Origin of the sequence: Schaedlerella arabinosiphila (genome assembly GCF_003885045.1) — a bacterium.
Taxonomy (GTDB): domain Bacteria; phylum Bacillota; class Clostridia; order Lachnospirales; family Lachnospiraceae; genus Schaedlerella; species Schaedlerella arabinosiphila.
On sequence record NZ_RHJS01000002.1, the window covers coordinates 5,717,917 to 5,738,112 of the forward strand.

At 45.5% G+C, this 20,196-nt stretch carries 21 protein-coding genes; 12 read left to right on the forward strand and 9 right to left on the reverse strand.

Translation table 11 applies throughout. The features are described 5' to 3' along the window. The first annotated feature begins 20 nt into the window (after window positions 1-20). From EBB54_RS26860 to EBB54_RS26870, 3 genes are all read left to right on the forward strand, one after another. Window positions 21-467, forward strand: a complete 447-nt coding sequence (locus tag EBB54_RS26860; RefSeq protein ID WP_125129719.1) for a hypothetical protein — start codon at window positions 21-23, stop codon at window positions 465-467. Window positions 468-687: 220 nt separating this feature from the next. After that, window positions 688-1,053, forward strand: a complete 366-nt coding sequence (locus EBB54_RS26865) for a hypothetical protein (protein ID WP_125126563.1) — start codon at window positions 688-690, stop codon at window positions 1,051-1,053. A 24-nt stretch (window positions 1,054-1,077) separates the two neighbouring features. Beyond that, complete coding sequence (locus EBB54_RS26870; RefSeq protein WP_125126564.1) at window positions 1,078-2,841, forward strand: IS66 family transposase; 1,764 nt, start codon at window positions 1,078-1,080, stop codon at window positions 2,839-2,841. A 298-nt stretch (window positions 2,842-3,139) separates the two neighbouring features. Here the strand turns inward: EBB54_RS26870 and EBB54_RS26875 are convergent, their stop codons facing one another. Next, a complete protein-coding gene (locus EBB54_RS26875) occupies window positions 3,140-4,465 on the reverse strand; it encodes an IS4 family transposase (RefSeq protein WP_125127865.1) in 1,326 nt (441 codons plus the stop codon). Window positions 4,466-4,971: 506 nt separating this feature from the next. Here EBB54_RS26875 and EBB54_RS26880 point away from each other — a divergent pair. Beyond that, complete coding sequence (locus EBB54_RS26880) at window positions 4,972-5,274, forward strand: type II toxin-antitoxin system RelB/DinJ family antitoxin (protein WP_125129720.1); 303 nt, start codon at window positions 4,972-4,974, stop codon at window positions 5,272-5,274. After that, the gene (locus EBB54_RS26885) at window positions 5,271-5,687 is read left to right on the forward strand and encodes a putative toxin-antitoxin system toxin component, PIN family (RefSeq protein WP_125129721.1); all 417 of its coding nucleotides are present in this window, start codon (window positions 5,271-5,273) and stop codon (window positions 5,685-5,687) included. The genes EBB54_RS26880 and EBB54_RS26885 overlap by 4 nt, the downstream gene beginning before the upstream one ends. A 361-nt stretch (window positions 5,688-6,048) precedes the next feature. Here the strand turns inward: EBB54_RS26885 and tnpC are convergent, their stop codons facing one another. The 4 genes from tnpC to EBB54_RS26910 all read right to left on the reverse strand — a co-directional run bounded on the left by tnpC (window position 6,049) and on the right by EBB54_RS26910 (window position 10,413). Continuing rightward, window positions 6,049-7,707, reverse strand: coding sequence for an IS66 family transposase (gene tnpC / locus EBB54_RS26890; RefSeq protein WP_125129722.1), 1,659 nt, complete (start codon window positions 7,705-7,707; stop codon window positions 6,049-6,051). Window positions 7,708-7,859: 152 nt separating this feature from the next. Next, window positions 7,860-8,213, reverse strand: coding sequence for an IS66 family insertion sequence element accessory protein TnpB (gene tnpB / locus EBB54_RS26895; RefSeq protein ID WP_016294944.1), 354 nt, complete (start codon window positions 8,211-8,213; stop codon window positions 7,860-7,862). Next, window positions 8,206-8,550, reverse strand: a complete 345-nt coding sequence (gene tnpA / locus EBB54_RS26900; RefSeq protein ID WP_016295406.1) for an IS66 family insertion sequence element accessory protein TnpA — start codon at window positions 8,548-8,550, stop codon at window positions 8,206-8,208. Before tnpA ends, tnpB begins: the two co-directional genes overlap by 8 nt. A gap of 390 nt (window positions 8,551-8,940) precedes the next feature. After that, a complete protein-coding gene (locus tag EBB54_RS26910) occupies window positions 8,941-10,413 on the reverse strand; it encodes a DDE-type integrase/transposase/recombinase (RefSeq protein WP_125129068.1) in 1,473 nt (490 codons plus the stop codon). Between the two features lie 173 nt (window positions 10,414-10,586). On the opposite strand from EBB54_RS26910, the gene EBB54_RS26915 reads away from it, so the two are divergent. The 7 genes from EBB54_RS26915 to EBB54_RS26945 all read left to right on the forward strand — a co-directional run bounded on the left by EBB54_RS26915 (window position 10,587) and on the right by EBB54_RS26945 (window position 16,267). Continuing rightward, window positions 10,587-11,012 carry a UPF0158 family protein gene (locus tag EBB54_RS26915; protein ID WP_125129723.1) on the forward strand — a complete coding sequence of 142 codons (426 nt, stop codon included), beginning with the start codon at window positions 10,587-10,589 and terminating at the stop codon, window positions 11,010-11,012. Beyond that, window positions 11,009-11,353, forward strand: a complete 345-nt coding sequence (locus EBB54_RS26920; protein WP_125129724.1) for a hypothetical protein — start codon at window positions 11,009-11,011, stop codon at window positions 11,351-11,353. Before EBB54_RS26915 ends, EBB54_RS26920 begins: the two co-directional genes overlap by 4 nt. Before the next feature lie 261 nt (window positions 11,354-11,614). Then, a complete protein-coding gene (locus EBB54_RS26925; RefSeq protein WP_162307213.1) occupies window positions 11,615-12,184 on the forward strand; it encodes a class I SAM-dependent methyltransferase in 570 nt (189 codons plus the stop codon). Between the two features lie 75 nt (window positions 12,185-12,259). Next, the gene (locus EBB54_RS26930; protein ID WP_125129726.1) at window positions 12,260-12,808 is read left to right on the forward strand and encodes a DUF3795 domain-containing protein; all 549 of its coding nucleotides are present in this window, start codon (window positions 12,260-12,262) and stop codon (window positions 12,806-12,808) included. A gap of 39 nt (window positions 12,809-12,847) precedes the next feature. Further along, window positions 12,848-13,294 (forward strand): GNAT family N-acetyltransferase, encoded by a 447-nt coding sequence (locus EBB54_RS26935; RefSeq protein WP_125129727.1) that lies wholly within the window; start codon window positions 12,848-12,850, stop codon window positions 13,292-13,294. Between the two features lie 79 nt (window positions 13,295-13,373). Then, window positions 13,374-15,899: a DUF4268 domain-containing protein gene (locus EBB54_RS26940; RefSeq protein ID WP_125129728.1), complete on the forward strand. Its 2,526-nt coding sequence runs from the start codon at window positions 13,374-13,376 to the stop codon at window positions 15,897-15,899. Window positions 15,900-15,937: 38 nt separating this feature from the next. Further along, the gene (locus EBB54_RS26945) at window positions 15,938-16,267 is read left to right on the forward strand and encodes an alpha/beta fold hydrolase (protein WP_125129729.1); all 330 of its coding nucleotides are present in this window, start codon (window positions 15,938-15,940) and stop codon (window positions 16,265-16,267) included. Between the two features lie 127 nt (window positions 16,268-16,394). Here the strand turns inward: EBB54_RS26945 and EBB54_RS26950 are convergent, their stop codons facing one another. The 4 genes from EBB54_RS26950 to EBB54_RS26965 all read right to left on the reverse strand — a co-directional run bounded on the left by EBB54_RS26950 (window position 16,395) and on the right by EBB54_RS26965 (window position 20,164). Further along, a complete protein-coding gene (locus tag EBB54_RS26950; RefSeq protein WP_125129730.1) occupies window positions 16,395-17,327 on the reverse strand; it encodes a HisA/HisF-related TIM barrel protein in 933 nt (310 codons plus the stop codon). Window positions 17,328-17,403: 76 nt separating this feature from the next. Then, complete coding sequence (locus EBB54_RS26955) at window positions 17,404-18,204, reverse strand: hypothetical protein (RefSeq protein ID WP_125129731.1); 801 nt, start codon at window positions 18,202-18,204, stop codon at window positions 17,404-17,406. 54 nt (window positions 18,205-18,258) lie between these two features. Beyond that, a complete protein-coding gene (locus EBB54_RS26960; RefSeq protein ID WP_125129732.1) occupies window positions 18,259-19,197 on the reverse strand; it encodes an FMN-binding protein in 939 nt (312 codons plus the stop codon). Next, window positions 19,166-20,164 (reverse strand): FAD:protein FMN transferase, encoded by a 999-nt coding sequence (locus tag EBB54_RS26965; protein WP_162307214.1) that lies wholly within the window; start codon window positions 20,162-20,164, stop codon window positions 19,166-19,168. The genes EBB54_RS26960 and EBB54_RS26965 overlap by 32 nt, the downstream gene beginning before the upstream one ends. Window positions 20,165-20,196 lie beyond the last annotated feature (32 nt).

Here is a 20,196-nt window from a genome sequence, read left to right on the forward strand (position 1 = left end):
GAGAAAGGAAACGTAACACTATGGACATACAAGAACAAACCACGACCCAAATCCCCACCCTCTCCCCCCAGGAGATCCGCTCCATGAAAACCAAACTCAACCAACCCAACCGCACCCAAAAAGACTGGGACTTCATCAAATCCCTTTTACAGTCCCGAAGTCTCTTCACCGTGTGCCCCGGGGATGAAAACCTGCGCAGCCGCTTCACCATAGACGGCGTGCTGTACGACCAGGGCGTGCTCCTGGCCTTTTCGGATGAGGAATTTTGCGAGGAGTACGGAAAAAGATTCGCCGCGATACGGATCGGCAGGGAGTTCACCATCGTCACCGTCCCGTATGAACAAGTGCTCAGCATTGCGGCGGATCATGAAAAGGACGCGTATATTGACTTTAGAAAAGAAAAAGACGAGCGTTTTCTCGTATATGACGGAAAAGCAAAGACGCTCCACCTCTGCATCAACCAGTGAACAGTTACTATTCACAGTCTGGTTAAAGTATAAAATCCAATTATAATAGAGAGCCTCAAACCTAGTGTTTATCTATGGTTTGGGGCCCTCTTTGGCTTATTAAACCAGCATCCCTGTTAGTTTATTGGTATTTTTTGAAAAACATACCAATAACATATTGATATTTTTATTGGTATGTGTTATAATATATAGTACCAATATGTAGAAAGGGGAAGATAAAATGTCAATCGTAAGATATGTGAATAAAAAAACAGGTCGGGTTGCCCTCTATGAATCAACTTCCCATTATGACCCGGAAACAAAACAATCCAGGCCGATCCGGAAATATCTTGGCACAGAAGATCCGGAGACAGGTGAACTGATCCCGTCGTCAGGAAAGCGCGGCAGAAAAAAGGAACCGGATGACAATTCCAGCCATAGCAAAAAGAAAAAACCAGAAACCGACTACCGGTTCCTTGCTGAAACATTAAAAAAGGAATGCGCGGAAAAAGATGCCAGGATCAAAGTTTTAGAACACCGCAACCAGTTGCTGCGTTCCAGTTTGGAACGTATAAAAGAAATCGCTTCCCATATACCGGAAGCGTAAACAGGATACCTATAGGAGGCAGCCATGGACCGTCTGTTTTCAGAATATACCACACTCCAATACCAGAATAAGGCCATGCGCCGGGAATTAGAAGCTTTCCGGAACGGGGAAAGATATAAAAAGCTGCAGGCAGACCACCACAAGGTGGTTGCCGGGTATATCAAGGAGATTGAACGGTTAAAAAAAGAATTGGCAAAGGCCCATGCCGCCACGGTTACCATCCGGAACATCTGGTTTGGGGAATGTGACTCAGACTGGGAAAAATACCAGGCCGAATTGAATAAGAAAGAACAGAAGATCCAAAAACTGATGGATAAAAACTGGGAGATCCTGAAAGCATCCGATGATAAGATTGCCGCCATCATCCAGGATTATGAGGGGCAGCTTGCGGAAAAGGATGCCGTGATCCATGGGCTGGCGGCAGAGCTCGCCCATGCGGCAGCCCTGCTCGGCAGGGATAGCACAAATACTTCCACCCCAACCGGCCAGACACCCCCGTGGAAAGACAGGCATATCCCGAACAGCCGCAGGAATACAGGGAAGCCGAAAGGCGGGCAGCGCGGACACGAGCGCCATACCCTGGAAAAGCCTGGGCCGGAAGAGGTGGACGAGGAAGTAAGCCATCCGGTGGGCGACGGGGAATTCTGTCCGGAATGCGGCTGCGGGGATTTTACCTTTACCGGTGAATGTGAGGAAAAATACGAGATTGATATCGAGGTCAAAGTCATAAAGCGGCTCCATAAATTTTGGGTGTACCAGTGCAGAAACTGCGGGCAGATTGTCCGTACTGGGATTGACCCGGCCTTACGGGCCGAGTGCCAGTATGGGGCGTTTCTCCAGGCGCTGTCCCTCTCGCTGATGAACACCACAAACGCGGCCATCAACAAGGTTCCCCTCCTGATCAGCGGCCTGACGGATGGGGAGGTATGTCCCAGTGAAGGGTATATCGCGAAACTCCAGCCAAGGGCGGCCAGGGGCTTAAAACAATTCAGGGAGGATCTTTTCCGGCTCCTGGTCACACGCCCCATCCTCTATTGGGATGACACTGTGGTGATGGCTGACAAGTCCAGGATATGCCTGCGCTTTTACGGGGATGAGACAGCCGCCTATTATGTTGCCCATAACAAAAAGGACATGGATGGCATACTGGCAGACGGGATATTGGAGGCGCTCACAGAAATGACAAGTGTCATGCATGACCACAATTCCATCAATTACAACAGCAGGTTTGTATTCATGAATCTGGAATGCAATGCACACCTGCAGAGGGACCTCCAAAAGAGTGCGGACGAAACAGGGCATAAGGTATTACTTGAGATCAAACAGCTGGTCTCCGGCACGATCAGGGACAGAAATGACCGGATCCTGTCGGGGGAGGAAAGCTTTGGGGAGGCGTATATAGAAAACTTTAACAAAAAGATGACGGAACTGCTGGGGAAAGCAGAGGGGGAGGCCGCAGCCAATACATCCGATTATTCCGGGCCATTTGAGCGTGCCCTTATTGCGAGGATTATAGATTACCGGGAAAATTTTTTTGCATGGGTGGAAGATTTTTCGTTGCCCACAACCAACAATTTGAGTGAGAGGGCGTTGCGTGGTGTGAAGACAAAAATGAAGGTGTCAGGCCAGTTCGCTTCAGCTAGGACAGCAGACAATTATGCGGCAATCCGAACTTATATAGAAACATGCAGAAGGAATGGGATCAATGAGATGAGCGCATTGACGAGGTTGTGTAACGGGAATCCTTATACTATAGAAGAAATATTCTCTCAAACATCCCAGCCATAAAAGCATTCAGCCTGTTTGAAACAAATGGCCGGCGAAATACCGGTCCATTTGTGTTGCAAAAAAGCCATTTGGACTGTGAATCAATGTCATTTAGTTAAACAAAGCCAGACCGGTGTTCTATAAATTATTAGATATAAAGTGGACTTGTTTTCACAGCACAAGCCAGAACATATGTTTTTGCTTGTGTCTGAGAGACTGTTCGGATCATAATGAAAGAGGTGAAAATTATTTTTGGGCATGACGACTAAGCAGATCCGCATCTGCTTAAAAAATATCTATATTTAAGGTAAAAATGCTTTCAGGCTGCCCGGTATATAAGATATCGCGGCCTCCGGAAATGGGCTGTCTTTAGCCTGTGATACTGCCGTTCATTTCGGATCGGGATCAACCTGCGCTGAAGCAGGGCGGTTACATTGATTGAGCCTTCTTTCACAGAAGGACGTAGGAACACCCTGCAAATATGGGCTGCTGTACCAAAATGTATTTTGTAATCATGCTTTGTCTTCTTTTGATGGACCACAGCAGTATGGTTGATGATACTTTCTGTCAAGTTGTAGACGATGAGTTTTGCCCATATTTCCTGTTTGACAAAGTCCGGCTTATAAGAATGGAAATTGATCAATCCGATGGTATATTTCAGTTTCCGAAATGAGGATTCCACGCCCCACCTGGAAAAATAAAGCTCTTTTAGACGCTTTGGCGGAAATTCCTCTTCCGGGAGATTGGTAACCAGGCACTCATAAGTGGACTCTGATATGGGAAACCTGACAATGCGGAACGTAAGCTGGTAGGTATCCCGTGTCCCGTACTCAATAAAATCAAAGGAGGTTGCCTTATCGACAAAACGGCGGTATCCCTCTACAGCAATCTTTTTTGACTGGCTGCGTACCAGGGTGACCCGAACCCGGATGTCAAAGGATTCCTTGTCAGGAAAATCAAAACCGGAAAGAAGGCCTTTGGAATGGATATCCTTTGCGCGGAAGAGGAAAAACTGCCCTTTTTTGAGCACATGGGCCATATTATTATAGGAGCAGTAACCACGGTCACCGATAAAAATAGTCTTTTTCCAGGGGGAAGTCTGATGGCGGTCCACCAGGGTGGCAAAGGCCCGGTATTCATCCTTATTGTGAATCGGCTGGATCAGTGCATCGGTATAGATGTGCTTGTCCAGATTGTACAGGGCATTTAAATGCAAACTGTAAAATCCTTTGGCAGAATGCCCTTCGGAAACAAAGTAGTCAGGGGAAGCAAACGTGGGCTTACTGAAAAAGGAAAAGGTAGAGCCATCCGCAGCAATGGATTCATAGCCGTCTGCGCCTTCCAAGGAAGAGAGTGAGGAATGGAAGTGATGAAAAACGGCTTCCATGGCTTCCGGTTTTAACTTTGCCCGTTGCTGATTGAGTGCGGAAACGGAAGGGGCATCTGCATCCAGATCAAAAAACTCCAAAAGTTCCTCGGAAGTGGAGGAAGAGCCCTGGGAAACCAAAAACGTAATGAGCTTATCCGGTGGAAGCTTTTTCTGGCGGGTAAAATCCTTGTCTGGGTGGACGGAGTATTTTGAGATTGTGGACGCAACGCTGTCCACAGCAGAAGAAAAAAGAGCCTTGATTTTTTCATGAAACATAACGAATGTACCTCCTTGGATTAGAATCATATATCGCTCTAAATCCAAGGGCCGCGCTCGCTACCTCTAAAAAGAGGATCAGCAGCGAGCGCGGCCGCACATTTTGTTTGATTTGTCAAGTACTAATATAAAATTCCGCAAAAAAATCAAAAAGAATGGTTAGACCCCCACTTAAAAAAGGCTCTACCCCATCCATCTGAGTTTTCTGCTGAAAAAAACAATAATTTCCATGAAAATGGATTTTCAGATGCAAGGTTTTCAGATAGAATAACCCCAGTAATATCGCGGGTTGAAGCCAACAAGACGGGTGAACACCGGTGAGTGGAACATCGGATTTCGTCCATATATTAACTAAATGACATTGGACTGTGAATAGTAACGAAGGAAGTTCCGTTCTCGTAAATAAAATCCCAAAAGGTTGATTTTTTTCTCTGAACGGGCTATATTATAATTACAAAACAAATATTTTTGTATTTGATTTGTATTTGAAATATGGAGGTGCTAATATGGCTGAACAGGTTTTAAATCAGTTTCGCTCAGACAAAGAGCTTAGAGAGGATTGTGTCGCAATCTATGAAGCGCTTGGTATGGATCTGAATACGGCATTCCGTATGTTCATGGAACGCACACGGATGGTAAGAGGACTTCCTTTTCCGGCTGTATTGCCTGAAACTCGTATGACGAGAATTGAGGCACAAAGGGCAATTGATGATCTCCGGGCAGAAGCGGCAGACCTTCCGGAGATGTCACTTGATGAGATCAATGCCGAAATCCGCGCATCGAGGGCGGAAAGGAAGCCAAGGGAATGAGGTATTACGCAGTTTTTGATACGAATGTCCTTATTTCGTCTCTCCTGACCAAAAGAACCGACACAGCAACGGCGCAAGTTGTGGATGCGATTTCATCAGGGCTGATTATACCCCTGTATAATCAGGAAATCCTGGATGAATACACGGACGTTTTGCATCGCGCAAAGTTTTCATTTAGCGAAGAACGTATTGGTCGGCTAATGGCTATGATCCGCCAATATGGACTGGCGGTAAATCCAAGCCCGACAGGGGAAATCCTTGTGGACATGGATGACCTTGTGTTTTATGAAGTCGTTATGGAGAAGCGAGAGGATGATGCTTATCTGATTACTGGCAATATCCGTCATTTTCCAGAGAGAGATTTCATTGTTACGCCTGCAGAAATGATGGCCATTATCGAAAAAAACAAATAAGAGAATCAAATGAGGCCGAGGTATTTTCTGAGCACTTTGGCCTTCTTTCTGACTGAATTTTTTGTGCTCTTTTGTGTTTGCATGAAAGTGCAATGACACTGTGTTGAACAGTTTCCGCAAGCGAAAAAGGTCGAAAGTATCGTGTTACTTTCAAAATTTCATACAAAACAGAGTATAGAATTGGAATTGGAAATGCTAAGATGGTTTTTGTAAGTTTTACCAAAGAAAAGTAAGCAAGAAATAATCCGTACCTATTCAAAATCACCAATATTTGCTAAACTGTGCCTTAATGAGAGTTGATCTTTTATATCATCACCAAGTTATCTGCACTTTGACAAAAAAAACCACCCAGCAGTTTCTGCTAAGTGGACGCACCTGGACGATTTGTACGACAGGACTCCGGTATGGATTCTGACCATGGTAATAGTTGCTGGAGATCTTCTTTTGACGGGAATGGCCCCAGATCTTTCATACGTTCCAGTATGTAAGCCACATAGTCATATGGCTTAAGCCCATTCAGTAACGCCGTCTCCGTGATGCTGTATACGGTCGCGCTGGCCTCCGCGCCTTTGATGCTTTTGGAGAACAGCCAGTTGCGGCGGCCAATGGCAAAGTTCTTGACCGCCCTCTCCGCGGCCGAGTTATCGATACTCAGATGTCCGTCTTCCAGATAGGCTTTGAGGTATTTTTCCTGATTTAAAGCGTATAAAACGGCCTCTCCTATTTTAGAAGACCGGTTTACAGAGCCTTCCAAAGTATGCAGCCATCCGAAGAAAGCCTCTAAAAGCGGTTTTGACTGCTTCTGACGCTCAGCATATCTTTCCTCAGGAGATTGGTTACGGATCAGTTCCTCTATTTTATAAAGCATGCCAATCCGTGCCATTGCCTGGTATGCAGTTGTTTCTTTCAGCTGTTCTTTGGTAAAGCCCTTTTTCAAAGGGGTCAGGGCTTCATCAAACCGCCGCCTTGCGTGTGCCATGCACCCTGTCACGGTGATCTGCTCCGGGAGGCCGTGGTAAGCCTGGTATCCATCACAGGTCAGATAGCCACGGAACTCATCCCCCAGGAATTCCACCGGATGGTATCCACCCCTGGTCCTTTCATATTGGAAGAGGACCATCCGTGGGGATCCGCTGTATTCATCCGTAAGATACACCCACATCCAGTTCTGGGTTGTCCCTTTTTGCTCGGGCTCATCGATCACCTGGAGTCGGGTTTCATCACAGTGGATATATCTGCTGCGCAGGAATTCTTCCCTCATCAGGTCATAGATCGGCTGCAGGTACCGTTTTGCGCACAGGATGATCCAGTTGGCCATGGTCTTTGTTGACAGGTTCAGGTTATATCTTGCGAACTCCCTCTCCTGTCGCGCAAGCGGCATCCCGTTCACATATTTCGCATTCATAATGCCGGCAACGAGGGATGGTGTCGCAACACTGCCTTTGAGAAGTGACGGATCTTTCTGCGGGCGCTTCATCATCCCGCATTTGGGACAGGCATAAACATAGGTGGTCTCCTCCACCACTTCAAATCGGGCAGGGATGAATTTCAAATATTTTACGGTCTCCGTAGTCACCACTTTATATTTTGTCCCACATTCAGGGCAGAATCTGTCGTTTCCTTCTAATTTATGTTTGATCACCTCTGTGGTTTCAAAAGCGGAAAGGTCCTCTTCCTTTTTTCCGGTTGGTTTTTTACGTTTATAAGATTTTGGATGGATCTCCTCCATCTCTGGCTCGGCTGCATTGGGATCGGCCTCCTGCTCCGCCTCATTGAACAGGTCCATCTGCTCATAGCCTTCCGCGTATTTTTCGCTGGAAGAGCCAAACTGCTTCCTCTGCGCAAGTGCCAGCCGATCCGAAAGCAGTGCATTCATAAACTCCAGTTCCTTCGTTTTTTCTTTCAGGAGCTGGATCTCTGTTTCCTGTTTTTTCTGATGCACCTGCATGGCCTGTATCAATGTGATGATATTCTCTTTGCCCATATCCTGCAATTGTTTTTCAGAAAAAAGCGGTTCCATGATCCAGCCCTCCTATCTCTTGTGGTCTGAGAAAAGTATATCATGAAACCGCTCTGTTTTCGAGAGGAAACCGGATGGAAAAACAGAGGAAAATTCATTGAAAACTGCCACTTTTTCAGCTTTTTGCGAATTGACAGGAAAATCGGTGTAGATTAGATTGTGATCTTCGGATGATGTTCCTCAAAAGCGCCTTTTGGGTCGAGGGACAGTCCATCACATAACCAATGAATTTCCTTTAAGGTCACTTTTTTCAACTCATCCGGCGTATCCGGCCAGCGGAAGTAATTGCGGTCGAGCCGCTTCATCAGGATCCAGAAACCGGATCCGTCCCATTGAAGGATTTTGATGGATGTCCGTCTGCGGTTACAGAAGGCGAACATGCAGCGGGAATACGGATCCAGATGGAATTTTAGCTTTATGATCGCGGCCAGGCCGTTATAGCTCTTGCGCAGGTCTGTACTGCCGCAGGCCAGGTATACGGTGGTCCCGCCTGCCAGGTCAAGCATAATTTTTTAGTGTGTGGATCAAAGAGGCCATCAGTTCACACGGGCAACCGGTGCTGACCTCTATCCGGATACTTTCTGGAAGATGGATCGTTATGGGAGGATACTCCGACAACGGTTGGGAGGAAACCTCTAACTCAGAAGGGAGTCTGGCAAAGACTGGTTCCATCCCTTGATCCAATTCGGAAGGCTTCTGCATTTGTTTTCTGATCCAATAACTGAAAGTCGACAGGGGGACTTGATTTTCCTGACACCATTCTTTTCTTGACAATCCGCTTTTTTGGAAATCCTGAATTCGCTTCATCCAGAAATCTTCTTTTGTAAGGTTCGTTTCATTCATAGGCAATACCTCCTTGATTTGGAGCTATTGTATCAAAAATGATGGAGGATTCATAGATACGGATTATTTCGTGCTTACAAAGAAAAAAAGGGTAGTGTCAAGTAATTTATGAAAAACTGAGCTGCAAAAAACAGGCTCAAATGAACCTTGAAAACTGTAGATATCGACTCCGAAAAGCTCTCCGAGGGCTTAGGGCGTTGCCCTAAGAACCCACAAGGGACCAATCCCTTGACCCGGTTTCGGGCTTTGCCCGAACCCATCCTCGCCGGAAGGCAGGAAAAGGGCGCAGTGGCCCCTTTTCTGACAGACAGGATCATCCGTGAGCCTTATGTCAATAGACTTTCGCGGCATATCCTCACCGCCTGACGGCGGCTGCGGTATTCCACGGTTCTATTGACAACAGCTCCGCTCCGGCGCAGAGCCGCCGTTTTTCTGCTGGTTCAGGATGGTCTGCTGGCCAAGGAAGATGAGAAGCTGCCATTTTCCAGGCATGTTGTCAGCGCCCCGCAGCATTTCTACTTCGTTAAGAACTTTGTAGTTCTTGTGTTTATGCGGACGGAGAAAGTTATAGTATGCGACCCAGAGGGCAAGGTCATAGTTGGCACCGTCGATGTGGTCAAAGCCGTTTGTGTGACGGTAAGATGCCTTATAAGTACGGTTGAGCCGTTCAATCATCTGTTTGTAGGGACGGTGTTCTTTGGAAACAGCATCGTCGTTGGTAAGTCCAATCACCTGAGTGATTTTGAATGTAAAATCGTTTCCCAGCTTTTTTACAAATTCCATTGCAGCGAGCGGGTAGGCGCTGTAACCGTCAGCAATGAACTTAAAGTTTTCCGGCAGTTTTGCAAGTCCCCGGAAAGCCATACGCATAGCGAGGATACAGGGGCCGACACCACGGTTATCAGAGATCTGGTAGCCAATGATGGATCGGGATGCGGCATTCATAATGAGCCAGACATAGGATTTGATCCCACGGATTTTGATATAGGTTTCATCGGCAGTAAAAACAGGCCCTTTTTCGTAGGGGTATTGGTCAACAAAAGGTTTCACGCAGATAGCTGCGGTCTTGCAGTAATTAGCGATCTGCTGGTGGGAAATGCCGATGTTGTACAGGTCTCTGAGAGCCTGGGAGGTTTTCCTAAGGGAGAGGCCAAGGTTGACGTGTAGGGTCAGGCACAAGGACATTACGTGGGCATTATGCTTGGTGAATTTCAGGGATGAAGCATTTTTAGGCAGGGTATTGAGATCCATGCTGAAAAAATCCATCGTAAACTCACGGTAGATATAGTGGAGTTTATATTTATTTTTGCCGTAGTCCTGCCTGAGATCTTCTTTATCTACCTTTTTGAGGTTGTAGAGGTAATAAGGACATTTGGGATTGATGCACTTATGGATGATAAAGTGTTTGCGCTCCTTCTTTGGGACCAGGGTATTGCCGCAGTGGGGACAGCGTAGTTTTACAGAGGAGAAGCGGCTTTCATCGGGTGAGAACCTTGCGCTGCAGACTTTGCAGAGAAGCTGTCCTTTGGAACCATTATTTTTATAAAGGAAAGGCTTCGGGGCACCACAGCGGGGGCAGGTACAGCTGTCCGGAATATCGCATTCTGACCGTCGGCTGACAGGGCGTATTTTCTTACCATAACGCTTTTCAAAGTAAGGGATGAGATCTTGATAAGTCCAGTCCTGCCGGAAGTCAGTGACAAGAGGGAGATCGTCAATTTTAAACTTCTGGTACTTTGGAGAATGGGAATCATCAAAAGCCCACTGTTTCAGTGGGATATATCTGCAGATAAAATGAATCAGCCAGCAGTTTTGTTGGTAAAGAGATTGAATGAGAAAGAGTAAATAGGTAATAATATCCATAAGCAATGATTTTCCTTTCAGTGTTTGTGGGATGGTAATAGTATTGACACAAAAAAGGGAGGTCATTGCTTTTTTCTTTGAAAAAGTGGTGAAACCCTTGAAATAATAAGGTTTGTTAAAAAAAATATGGTAGTTAACTTGACACTACCAAAAAAAGACAGGGGGTTTTAGGAATGAAAGTAAAATTAGGTGTCATTTTGGACGCGATTGAGATGGCAGATGATAATTATACATATTTTTTGGATTTAGAAACAGGAGATAGTGTGTTCCTTGCAGATGAACTGATTACTGGTCTGGATAATGAAGGGCTGGAAGATGAAATTGAAGAAAACCTGGAACGCTATTTAAGGCTTCCGACGAAATTCGAAATTCACGAATACCACATTATGGAAGAATTTATCTGGACTTTAAAAGGTGAAAGGGCGGATAAACTGGATTGTGCCATCCGGGGGCGGGGAGCATTCAGGAGATTTAAGGATTTGGTAGACAGAATGGAGATTTCACAGCAGTGGTATGATTTTCAGGCAGAATATTACAGGAAACTGGCGATTGACTGGTGCCAGGAGCATGGGCTGGAGTATGAGGAGGAGAGCATATGAAAGAATGGAAAAATGTAACCGACAGCTTTTCAGAGGAACAAAGGCATTACAAGAATACATACATGGAAATATGCGAGGTATTTGATGAAGCTGTAGAAGTAAGCCTTTTTTCCTCCAGGACAGACCCATATGAAATCTATTTTTCCTATGGCTATATGTATGGCATTATTTATGTGGAGAAGGAGGACGCAGATGCAAAGCGTGAGGAAATAAAGAAAGAGCTTCAGGCAGAATATCGAAAAAACAGGGAGCCCTCTGATGAATTTGCTGATTCATTTACGAAAAAGCATCATGTGTGTTTTCCAAACGATATCGTTTTTGACACAGATGCATTTTTATAATTTATGTACTCAAACTTCGCACCTAACCTTGGAAAGAGTGGATTTATCCAAAGTAAATCTATATGAAAATTTAGCACCAAATTTTTGGAAGATAAGTCATGGCAATGAGTGTATTACTGAGGCAGAAGCAATTGCTTTTGAAAAACGATGTACGCCAGGAAAGAAATTCAGAGCAGTGGCTGAATGTTTTGTTTCGTAAAATTTTGTGAATCTAAAAAAGCATACAGGGAGATTTCCTCTACAATAAGGAGACGGGACAAAATGAAACATACAGCTTTTAAAGCGGAAGAATATGATAAGAAAATAAGACAAACACTCCCTTATTACGAAGACTTTTACAAACAGATTTTGGATATTTTGTCCGTTATGGGAAAGAATGACGCAGTATGGCTGGATATTTCAAAAAACAGATTTCAAAAAGCAGGAAATCGTTTTGAGCAGACAGCCGTCCAGGAGATTGAAGAATACGAGAAGTATGATGTCATTACGGCCGTCCAGGTGAATCATTATCTTTCGGAAAAAGACCGAGAGTCGGCTGTGAAAAATTGTTATCAGGCATTGAAAAAGGGCGGGATTTTCTTTTCATTTGAAAATATTGCTCCCAATAGTGAAAAAGGGAAACAAATTGTTTTGCAGAGATGGCAGAATTACCAGATTGCAAACGGAAAAGATCCAGCAGAAGCCGATGCACATATCAGAAGATATGGAACAGAATATTTCCCGATTACTGTGAATGCACATTTTGAAACGATGCAAAAAGGCGGGGTTCAAAATGTAGAATTAATCTGGATGTCCTATATGCAGGCGGGCTTTATGGGGATTAAGGAATAAATGGACAGGAGCATATATTGCATAGTGGCATGCATTAAAAATGAGCGGTGTGTTTCATGATTGGAGGAAATTTTTTTGAAAAATTTTACAAGATCAGATTTATTATTTTCTTTGTGCGGATTAAATTGCGGATTATGCCCCATGCACTTGGGTGGCCATTGCCCCGGATGCGGCGGCGGTGAAGGAAACCAGTCCTGCAAAATAGCAAAATGCAGCCTGCAGCGCGGTAAACTGGAGTATTGCAGCCATTGCCAGGAATTTCCCTGCGAGAAATACGAGGAGATTGATGCGGTTGATTCATTTATCACGCATCAGAATCAGAAAAAGGATTTAAAGAGACAGCGGGAAATCGGCGTGGAGGCTTATGGGGCAGAACAGGAAGAAAAAATCAGTATCTTGGAATGGCTGCTGCAGAACTGCAACGATGGCCGGAAAAAGACTTTTTTCTGTTTGGCTGTAAATCTTTTGGAATTGGAAGATGTGAGAAAAGTGATGGAACAGACAAAATCAGACGGAACATTTGCAGAACTTCCATTAAAAGAGAAAGCAGCCTATGTGACCGGGCGGTTTCAGAAGGCGGCAGATGAGCAGGGGATTTTGTTAAAACTGAGGAAAAAAAGATGATTCAGCCTGGGCGTTTGCCGATGGTATAGAAAAGCGGGAATGGAATACATAGATATATTGGTAAAAACAAGAATCGAGGTATTGCGGGCTGCGAATTGTTTAAGCGATGAGGCGAATATGGCGTTTGTGGAAGCACAGTCACGTGAATATTATGAAGAGTCTCTGCAGGCGGAAACACATACGGCATATCTTGCTTTTGATGGAGAGAGAGTTGCCGGGGCAGGGGGAATCAGCTTTTTCCGGGTGATGCCGACCTACCATAATCCTACAGGATGGAAAGCTTATATTATGAATATGTATACAAGCCCTGACTACAGGAGAAAAGGAATTGCATATCATACTTTGGAACTTTTGATAAAGGAAGCAAAGAAAAAGAACGTGAGTTACATATCGCTGGAGGCAACGGACATGGGGCGGCCGTTGTATGAGCGGTACGGATTTGTGAAAATGAATGATGAGATGATTCTGCCGCAGGAGTATCTGTAAATGGGAGATATGAATAGTATTTCACAGAAAAAAACAGAGAAGCCCGGCCGAAAGCATTGGATTAAGGAGATGAGACAGAATGAAAGGCTCAGAATGCAGATTGATCGAATATATGGAAGGATCGAAGAAACGCTTCATTATTCCTGTTTATCAGCGTAACTACGACTGGAAGACTGAAAATTGCAGACAGCTTTACGACGACCTTATAAAAGTAGTTAAAAACAATAGAAGAAGCCATTTCTTCGGAAGCTTAGTTTCTGTTTATGAGCCTTCCGGAAGAAATACCCAATTCCTTGTGATTGATGGACAGCAGAGATTAACGACAGTGTCATTGCTGCTTTTAGCAATGTATCATTTAATTTCAAATGACATCGTCATACCGGAAGATCTCTCTCTCGGAAAGCAGATTTATGAAGATTTCCTTGTTGATAAATATCAGCCGCAGGAAACGCGTATCAAATTGAAGCCGGTTAAAAATGACCAGAAGGCACTTGGAAAGCTGTTTGCTTGTGCGGATGAGCACATCAGAGGATCGAATCTGACTACGAATTACAACTATTTCTACGACAGGATCCAGAAGCAGGAGATCACGATTGATGAGCTGTTTGACGCTGTCTGCAGTCTGGAAATAATCAATATTATTTTAAATAATGAAGATAATCCACAGCTGATTTTTGAGAGCCTCAACTCCACAGGTCTTGACCTGAGTGAAGGTGATAAAATAAGAAATTTCATTTTAATGGGTCTTCCGGCAAAAGAGCAGGATGAGTATTACGAAAAGTATTGGAACCGTATTGAAGAATGTACCAAGTATGATGTGAGTTCATTTGTGAGAGATTACCTCAGTATTAAGCAGCTGACTATTCCGTCTCAGAAAAAGATTTATACCAGTTTCAAGGGATATGTGGAGCCGTCCTCTTTGAGCACAGAAGAACATCTTAAGGATTTGCTGGCTTATGCAAAGCGTTATAAGATCTTGCTGAATGGCAGTGCCAGGGATAAGACACTGGATGCCTGTATTAAGAGATTGAACAGATTGGAAACAACTGTCACCAGACCATTTTTCCTTGAGGTGCTGCGTTTATGCGACGAAGGTAAACAGGACATTTCTCAGGCAACCGATGTGTTTTTGATCACTGAAAGCTACCTGTTCAGAAGAACTATTTGCGATCTGCCTACAAATGCACTGAATAAAATATTTTTGCTGCTTCATCGAGAGATCATCCGATACGATGGTACTGATGCAGACTACGTTGAAAAGTTCAAATATGCGCTTCTCTCCAAAAAAGAAAGGACTCGATTCCCGGATGACGATGAATTTGCTGCTCACTTTATTGAGAGGCCGGTTTATCAGATGAACAGCAAGAACAAGATTTACATTTTAGAACGCCTGGAGAATTACGGCACTGCGGAAGATAAAGAGGTATACAGCCACTATGATGACGGAATCTATTCGATTGAACATATTATGCCGCAGCATTTAACGCCGGCATGGGTAAAAGAATTAGGCGATGATTTCCGGCAGATTCATGAGACATGGCTGCACAGAATTGCAAATCTTACACTGAGCGCCTACAATTCCAAATATAAAAACAGCACATTTGAGGAAAAGAAGACCATGAAAAATGGCTTCGAAGACAGCGGCATTCGTATGAATACGTATATTGCGAGGAAGGAAAAATGGACACTTGCAGAAATGGAAGAGCGCAGTCAATACCTCAAGGGACGTGCTCTTGAAATATGGGCGGAGCCATCAACAGAATTCAGGCCGGAGGAAAAGCAGCTGGATTCCTATACGCTTGATGATGATATGAATTTAAGCGGAAGATTGATTACACGATTTAGCTATAAGAATATAGAACAGCCTGTAGCAAGCTGGGTGGAAATGTTCCAGAAAGTATTACAGATTCTTTATGCTGAAGAAAAGAGTGTCATTACAAAGCTTGCAGTATCTGCGGATGATAATATCGCCCAGCATTTCAGCATGAATGAATCCGATTTTTTGAAGAGTGCTGAGATTGGCGACGGCATTTATGTGCTGACAAACACAGATACACAGAGCAAACGGTCTGTGTTAAGCAGAGTGTTCAAATTGTATGATGCGGATCCGACAGATTTGCTATTCTACCTCCGTGATGAAAATGAAGGCGCTGAGGAAGAAGCTGGTACAAGATACGAACTTCGCAGAAAATATTGGACATATGCATTAGATTTCATCAAGCAGGCTCACAGAGACGGCGGCTCGTTCAGCAATGTGAATCCGCCAAAAGGAAACTGGATAGGCGGATTTTTTGGGATCAGTGGATTCAACCTGTGCTGTGTTGCAAATTATGATTCAGCCAGAGTTGAGCTGTATTTTGGCAGATCAAAGAAGGAAGAAAATAAGAAAGCTTTTGATGCTGTCATCCGGCACAAGGACGATATCGAAAAGGCATTGGGCGTTCAATTGCTTTGGAGCCGCGGAGATGATATTAAGGCATCAAAGATTTCATACCAGATTAACGAAGTCAGCATTGAAAACGAAACAGACTGGCTTCAGATGGCAAAATTCCATGCAGAGTGGAGCAAGAAGTTTTATGATGTCATCGTGCCATATTTACGATAGTCCGAAATATAGACGGGGACTTAGGGAGTGATTTCAACATGGATATTCAGCATTTTTTCATAGAAAAGGGCCAGGGCGATCCGATCATCCTGCTTCACGGAAACGGAGAGGACTGCAGCTATTTCCAGGGGCAGATCGGTGAGCTTTCCAGGCACTATCACGTATATGCGATCGACACCCGCGGACATGGAAAAACGCCGAGAGGGAGCAGGCCGTTCACAATACGGCAGTTTTCGGAGGATCTGCTGTATTTCATGGATGAACACGGAATCCATAAGGCGCATCTGCTCGGCTTTTCAGACGGCGGGAATATTGCCATGGTTTTTGCAATACAGCATCCGGACCGTGTAAACAGAAAAGAACAATAAAGGCGGCTCATGCAGTGCCTCATTCATATTTCGTCAAAATAACTTGCCTGAAAGTGAATGAGACACTACATGAGCCGCTGCCGCGAGTTTCGCAAGCGAAACTCTTTGTTCACTGGCAGATCCGGACTCAAGAATATTTTGCGCACCCCCGGATCTCATCCAGGGATTTAATATTCATCTGATCCATCAAAGCCTCCAGCTCCTCCAGAAGCCGTTCCATAAAATCAGGCCGCATCAAGTTGGCGGAACCGATCTGTACGGCATGCGCGCCGGCCATGATATATTCCAGTACATCTGCGGCACATACGATCCCGCCGCCGCCGATGACCGGGATCTTGGCGTGCTTGCTGGAATTATGCGCGCACATCAGGGCATAAGGTTTGATGCCGGGACCGGAATATCCGCCGCCGCCCCAATTGCCGCATCGGAATTTGCGCGTATGAATGTCAATCGCATATCCGCCGATCGCATTGAAGCTTACAAAAGCATCCCCGCCGTTTTCCTGTACGATCGAAACGATCTCGTCCGGCGGATACTCTGCGGTAGGCGCCTTAAACCACAGAATCTTATCTCCGGCGGCAGCTTTCACCTTTCTTACCATTTCTTCCAGACTCTCCCTGGTTTTCCAATAAGACGGAACGGAAGGGTTGCCATACGGACAGTTCAGATTGATCTCCAGGCCGGCCAGTTCCTTTACTTCCGAGAGAATAGATACAAATCCCGTCAATTCATCCAGGTCATATGCTTTCAGATCCAGAAAGACCGGTGTTTCCTCATAAGGCAGACGGGGTAGTATTTCGTCCAGAAATGTCTGATACGGCAGATTATTTGCTCCGAAAGAACTGATAAAACCATGTTCTGACTGGTAGAAGCGTTTTGCCGTGCTGGGCTGTCCGTCTGTAATCGCCATGGAATTTGGTACGATCGCCCCAAGGTGCTTTAAGTTTACTGCTTTTTCATATTCTGCGGCATAGCCGAATGTTCCTGCCGCTGACATGATAGGATTTTTCAATACGAGTTCCCCATGCGGTATGGGTAATCTCACGTTTAAATTTGCCATTTTTACCTCCCTGTAAGAAATAGAGTATTTCCAGAAGCCTTCTAGTATATCCATGCAGGTATGGCTGCTGGGCTCGTTACTTCGCGGAAATAAATTCCTCCAAACTTTTTCCGTCTTTTTCAAAATCAATCATGCTTAACGGCATAAATGGACCCTTACAGCATACGTTGATTCCCATGCCGCCGTCCCTGTCGTGCAGGTAGCAGCCTTTACAGCTATCGATTCCGCATGCCTTCTTATTGCTGATGTATAAAAAGACGGAATCTTTTTGCCCGTCAGGTGTATGCTCAGCAAAGGCTTCCGCATTTTTGGGATTCAGGGCAAGGATGACGCGCCCCGGTTCTTTCAACGCGGCTTTTGCAGTCTGGATGAGATCCGGAAAGCATTCCACGGAAAATTCGCCGGAAATTTTTTCCTGCTCCGAACAGGGGATATTCAAAAAGCGCATTGCGGAGATTTGATCGTCTGGCTCAAAGGCATTTCCATCGGTGTCAAAAATCAACAGCTTTCTGCAGAGCCCTGCAGTCAGGAAGGGATACAAAAGAAAATATGCGGCCGGTTCGGCGGCCAGTACGGGCAGAGAATCTTTTTCTGCCGGTGAAGTCCCGCGCGGCCCCCAATATTGTATGGTATCTCCTTCCCAGCACTGGTACAGATCCTGGCGGGTATCCGCAAGCACTGACGCGCCGTGTTCTGTTTTTCGGATCAGAGGATACGGACAGGGCCATGCATGTTTACAAGTATTTGTTCGGAGCATCAGGTACTGGCCCGGTTCAAAAGTGATGTCTCCGGCAATTTCAAATTCCGCGTAGTTTCTGCCTGCAAGAGAAATCTCAGTCCTACTCAAGATCCTGCTTTCTGTCACAAAATTTTTCACATTCTTACCTCCTGATTTGTAACTGATCTGCACAGTATACTCAAGGGAATCCCGTTATACTGTCTTTTTTATATTGTTCTGAATCTGCTCTGCGAGCTTTAAATAATTATCCCAGACCGGATAGCGGACTGGTGCACCGCAGCCGCCGACCGGCCGTTCATTTTCTGCGTGCCGGTCCCAGACCGCGCCGATATTCTGGCCGTCCGTATGTTTTAATCCGTCGATGTTCAGAAGATCCTGGCTCTCTGTAACACGCTCGTTGAGCATGTCCATCAGTTTGCGGAATCCGATAAAAAATCCATGATTCTGCCATCCTGGTATATTGGGCTCTTCAAAACAAGGAGAATGATATTTTGACTGGCGGTAATATCTCTTCAATTCCGGATACCAGATATCTTCTTGTGTATCTGCAAAGATTTCATCATAGAAACAGGAGACGATCTTTCCGTTTTTGACGACAACCTGCAGCCATCCGGTGATCCCGTACCCAAAATCTTCCGCGGCGCTGTAGTACCGGCTGTCAGAATCCATGTCAATTTTTCCAGCCAGCTCTTTTACAAGGGGAAGCAGTCCGCGCATACTGTTGGACGCTCCGGTCAGCATGTCAAAATCCCCTCGCAGTGACTGCCGGGACAAAATCTGCTTTTCAACATGCAGCAGTCCGTCTGTTAAGACAACTCCGGCCGCCGCCTGCCTTGGTACGGATGCCTGCCAGATCCCATAATCGGAACGCCTTTTATCCGCGCCTTCAAAATAACGGTTATAATAACCTTCCATCGTGGTTTCGTTAAATTCCGCGAATAGGATGCTGCCGTCATCCCCTTTTACTACGGTCAGTTCCCCCAGATGCCCGTCGGACCAGTCTGTTTTGCCGAATCTCCTTTCGGCATGGTAATAACTGCCTTCTAAATATCCCAGGGGTGGCTGTACCGTATATTTGAGCCATGATACCTCTTCCCGTTCATTCCATGGCATAATCTGTTGTGTTTCCATTCGTGTTATCCTCCTCATTTTTTTCACAGGTCATCCGCCGCTCTTCCGGCTGAAAACGCCCTTTTACATTCTCGGACAATATGACCGAACCGTCTTTTTTAACCAGAACATATCCTGCATTGACGTCCACACTCCTGCATATCTGCCCGGCAGACTCTTCACCCGCAATAAAACAGGCGGTTGACAAAAGATCCGTATAAAATGCATTTTGGGAGATGATAGTTACGCTGTCCAGCGTATTGTCCGCCGGATATCCGGTCCTCGGGTCGATCAGGTGGTGGTATACTTTTCCTTCTTCCGTAAAAAATCTGTCATATCCGCCGGAAGTTGCCGCACCGCAGTCCTCCAGACTCAAAGTCCCCAGGTTCCTGGCATAGTGCTTCCACGGGGACTGGATTCCGATTTTCCACGGCCTTTCAGCGCCGTTTGCAGAAGGCTTCCGGCCAAGGACAAAAAGATTTCCGCCGAAATTCACAGCCGCCGAACTGACACCGCAGCTTCTCAGATATTCCACCGCTTTCCCGACCGCATACCCCTTCCCGGCGGCGCCGGCATCCAGCTGCATTCCCGGTTTCCAGAAGGTGACCGTACATTCCTTCTCATCACAGGATATATGAGAGGTTCCAGTCTGCTTCATAACCCGTTCGATCTCCTGCTTTTTTGGAACATGGGGATTTTGCGACGGGATATTCCATAACTTGACAGCCGGACCCACAGAGGGGTCAAAGCATCCGCCGCTTTTTTCGGAAAAATCCAGTAAATGCATAATGAAGGTACAGAGTTCCTTTGATACCCTTTTCGGGATTCCGGTGCGGTGCCCGCGGTTTAATTTCCCAAGCTCGGATTCGGGATCATAAAAATCAAGCATTCTGCGTATGTCCATGGCCCGCTTTTTGATTTCACGTAAAAGCATTTCAGCATCGTCCCGCTCATCATAGATGGCGGCGGAACAGATCGTATTATACAAAAAGAAAGTATGGCTTACCGGTTTCATTTCTG